This is a genomic window from Agromyces humi, from assembly GCF_009720255.1.
GTDB lineage: Bacteria > Actinomycetota > Actinomycetes > Actinomycetales > Microbacteriaceae > Agromyces > Agromyces humi.
On the sequence record NZ_WJSP02000337.1, the window covers coordinates 1 to 4075 of the forward strand.

Here is a 4075-nt window from a genome sequence, read left to right on the forward strand (position 1 = left end):
TGACCATGATGCTCGGCAGAGCCGTGTCGGGGTCGCCGAGCCAGTTCGTCTGCGGCGCCAGGCACGGTCGCGTCAGCGTGCCCTATCCGCTCACCGCGTCCGGGGCGTCGTGGTATGCCGATGTGGCGGTGTCGGGCGACGCGATCGTCGCGGCGGCGGCCACGCGGCATCCGCTCGGCGTCGGCATGGAAGTCGCCACGCTCGACGCGGGGTCGGTCATCGACGAGGCGGCCTTCCACTCCAGCGAGCGCGCGGCGCTCGACGAGCTCGACCCCGCCCGCCGGGCACTCGTGCGTGCGACGCTCTGGGCGCGCAAGACCGCTCTGCTCCGCGCCGTCGGCCACACCGACTTCATCGAGCCGTCGCGGCTCGCCCTGTCGATCCCCGGCGACGACGGCGGCACCGGCAGCATCGTGCGCAGCGTGCCGGAGTTCGGCTCAGGGTGGCGCAAGGTGCGCTTCCACGACGTGCCGGTGCCTGGCAACCGCGCGGCGTCCGTGGCGGTCATCGCCTGACGCAGGCTCGGCGGTCCGCCCGCCCGGCGTCGCGGCCATCGCCCTACAGTGGGATCGTGCGCAGCGTCATCATCCTCGGCTCATCCGGTTCGATCGGCACCCAGGCGCTCGACGTCATCCGCGCGAATCCGCGCCGGTTCGAGGTCGTCGGGCTCGCCGTGGGCTCCAACCGCGCGGTGCTCGAGGCGCAGGCCGCGGAGTTCGGCGTCGAGCACACCGCGGTCGGCATCGAGGAGGCGGTGCAGTTGGTGCGCGACGTCGACGCCGACGTCGTGCTCAACGGCATCACCGGATCCGTGGGCCTGGCTCCCACGCTCGCCGTGCTCGAGCGCGGCACGACGCTCGCGCTCGCCAACAAGGAGTCCCTGATCGTGGGCGGCGACCTCGTGACGAGGCTCGCGGCGCCGGGCCAGATCGTGCCCGTCGACTCCGAGCACTCCGCCATCGCGCAGGCGCTGCGCTCGGGGACCCCCGACGAGGTGCGCCGGCTCGTGCTCACCGCCTCGGGCGGCCCGTTCCGCGGACGCACCCGCGCCGAGCTCGCCGACGTCACGCCGGCCGAGGCGCTGGCCCATCCCACCTGGGACATGGGGCTCGTCGTCACGACGAACTCCGCGACCCTCGTGAACAAGGGGCTCGAGGTGATCGAGGCGCACCTCCTCTTCGACGTGGAGTACGACCGCATCGACGTGGTCGTGCACCCGCAGTCGATCGTGCACTCGATGGTCGAGTTCATCGACGGCTCCACGATCGCGCAGGCCTCGCCGCCCGACATGCGCCTGCCGATCTCGCTCGGGCTCGACTGGCCCGACCGCGTGGGCGGCGCGGGTCGCCCGCTCGACTGGACGACGGCGACGAGCTGGACCTTCGAGCCGCTCGACACGGCGGCGTTCCCCGCGGTCGCCCTCGCCAAGCAGGTGGGCCGCGCGGGGGGCGAATACCCTGCCGTGTTCAACGCCGCGAACGAGGAGGCGGTCGCCGCCTTCCACGCCCGACGGATCGGCTTCCTCGACATCGTCGACACCGTGCGCGACGTGGTCGACGCGCACGAGGCCACGTCCGACCGGCTCACCGTCGAGTCCCTCGCCGAGGCGGAGCGCGCGGCGCGGCGCGCGGCGCAGGCCCAGATCGGCCGAGTGGCCCGCTGACCGGATGCCGCGGCGTCGCGGCATCCGCTTCTCACAGCCGAACGACAGCGGGCACCAAGCCGGCGGCAGTACGCTCAGGGCGTGGATTCCGTGCTTCCCTTCATCCTGGGCGTCGTCATCATCGTCGTCGGCCTCGCCCTGTCGATCGGGCTGCACGAGATCGGGCACCTCGTGCCCGCCAAGCTGTTCGGCGTCAAGGTGACCCAGTACATGATCGGCTTCGGGCCGACGATCTGGTCACGACGTCGCGGCGAGACCGAGTACGGCGTCAAGGCCATCCCGCTCGGCGGCTACATCGCGATGATCGGCATGTTCCCGCCCGGCAAGGGCGAACGGGTGCAGGAGGACTCGACGGGATTCTTCCGCGGCCTCGTGCAGGACGCCCGCGACTCCAGCATGGAGTCCATCACGGCCGGCGACGAGGACCGGGCCTTCTACCGCCTGCCCGTCTGGAAGCGCATCGTCGTCATGTTCGGCGGGCCGTTCATGAACCTCGTGCTCGCGGTCGTGCTCTTCGGGGTGCTGCTCATGGGCTTCGGGGTCGCGCAGGCCTCGACCACCGTCGGGTCGGTCTCGGCGTGCGCACTGCCGGCGACCAGCGAACGACAGACGTGCGAGGCCGGAGATCCGGCGGCGCCGGGTGCTGCCGCGGGCATCGAGCCGGGCGACCGCATCGTCTCGGTCGCCGGCAAGCCGATCGACACGTGGAACGAGTCGACCGCCATCATCCGCGACCACCCGAACGAGCAGATCGACCTCGTCGTCGTCCGTGACGGCGAGGAGATCACCCTCGCCGTCACCCCCATGCTGAGCGAGCGGTACCAGACCGACGCCGACGGCGCGGTGGTGACGGATGCCTCGGGCGAGCCGGTCACCGTGCAGGCGGGCTTCGTGGGCATGAGCCCGGCGACCGAGACCGTGCAGCAGCCCGTCACGGCCGTGCTTCCGGCGGTCGGCGAGAACGTCGCCGGCGTCGCCGGCATCATCCTGAACCTGCCGCAGCGCATCATCGACGTCGCCAACGCGGCGTTCGGGCCGGGCGAACGCGACCCGAACGGGCCGATCTCGGTCGTCGGCGTCGGCCGGGTCGCCGGAGAGATCGCGAGCCTCGACGAGATCCCGCTCGCGTCGAAGGCGGCCGGACTCGTCGGCATCCTCGCGTCGCTGAACATCGCGCTGTTCGTCTTCAACATGATCCCGCTGCTGCCGCTCGACGGCGGCCACATCGCCGGGGCCCTCTGGGAGGCCATCCGTCGCGGGTTCGCGAAGCTGTTCCGGCGCCCCGACCCCGGCCCCGTCGATCTCGCGAAGCTCATGCCGCTCACGCTCGGCGTCGTGGTGGTCTTCGGCGCCATGAGCGCGCTGCTCATCTACGCCGACATCGTCAAGCCGGTGCAGCTGCTCTGATCGTGCGGCAGCGGCGGTACTCCTCGGGGAGTACGCGATGAGCCTCCGTCCGGCTGATCCGCCGCCGGGAGCTCGGCGATACCATCGGGGCATGCCCGTCACCCAGTCGGACGGTCGGCCCCACTGGGATGCGCGGTGGGACGGCCGGGCCGACCGATTCCGCCCGCCGCCGGGAGTGGTGCTCGGCGTGCCAGTGGTCGTCAGCCTCCTTGCGCAGGTGCCCGCCGCGATCGGCATCGCCGTGTGGTTGCAGCTGGGGTGGGCGGCCGGAGCGCTGCAGGTGGCGCTCGCCCTGGTCGGGCCGCTGGCGCTGCTCGGGTCCCGCCGGTGCCCCGGACCCACGGTGGCCGTGGTTTCCGCCGCCGCACTGGCCGACCTCGTCGTCGGGCCCGACGTGGGGCCGCCGTACGTCGCGCTCGCCTTCGCCATCGTGCTCGCCGTCGCCCGAGGCGCGGTGCTGTGGGCCGTGGTCTCCGTGGTGGTCGCGTGGGTCGCCGCGATCGTGCTCGGAGCGCTCATCGGGCTCGACTGGCATCCGTTCCGGATCGCCCTGACGACCCTGCTGCTCGCGGCGTGCTTCGGCATCGGTGCCTTCGTGCGCACCCGTCGGCAGCGCGCCGCCGCCTTCCGTGCGGAGGCCGACCGGCGGCGGCAGACGGCAGAGCAGCGCGAACGCGTGCGCATCGCCCGCGAGCTGCACGACGTCATCGGCCACGCGCTCTCGCAGATCAACGTGCAGGCCAGCGTGGGGCTGCACCTGATGGACCGGGATCCCGAGCAGGCCCGCACCGCTCTCGCCAGCGTCAAGGAGACCTCGAAGACCGCCCTCGAGGAGGTGCGCAGCGTGCTCGGCGTGATCCGCTCGGACGGAGAGGCCCCGCTGGCACCGCAGGCCGAGCTCGCCGAGCTGCCGCGGCTCGTGGCGGGCGTGCGCTCGCCCGGGTTCGACGCGGAGCTCGTCGACCGGCTCGACGGCGCCCTCCCCGGCCGCGCAGCGCAGTTCGC

General features: G+C 72.6%; 4 protein-coding genes. All 4 read left to right on the top strand.

Annotated elements, in window-relative coordinates; all coding sequences use genetic code 11:
- Positions 1-515 (top strand): 4'-phosphopantetheinyl transferase family protein (locus GH736_RS18480; RefSeq protein WP_407922371.1); only part of this gene is annotated, 515 nt, incomplete at its 5' end.
- A 56-nt stretch (positions 516-571) separates the two neighbouring features.
- The gene (gene dxr / locus GH736_RS18485) at positions 572-1663 is read left to right on the top strand and encodes a 1-deoxy-D-xylulose-5-phosphate reductoisomerase (protein WP_159605953.1); all 1092 of its coding nucleotides are present in this window, start codon (positions 572-574) and stop codon (positions 1661-1663) included.
- Between the two features lie 81 nt (positions 1664-1744).
- The gene (locus GH736_RS18490) at positions 1745-3070 is read left to right on the top strand and encodes a M50 family metallopeptidase (protein ID WP_203230845.1); all 1326 of its coding nucleotides are present in this window, start codon (positions 1745-1747) and stop codon (positions 3068-3070) included.
- Positions 3071-3161: 91 nt separating this feature from the next.
- Positions 3162-4075: histidine kinase dimerization/phosphoacceptor domain-containing protein (locus tag GH736_RS18495; RefSeq protein WP_159605965.1), on the top strand; the 914-nt coding region annotated here is incomplete at its 3' end.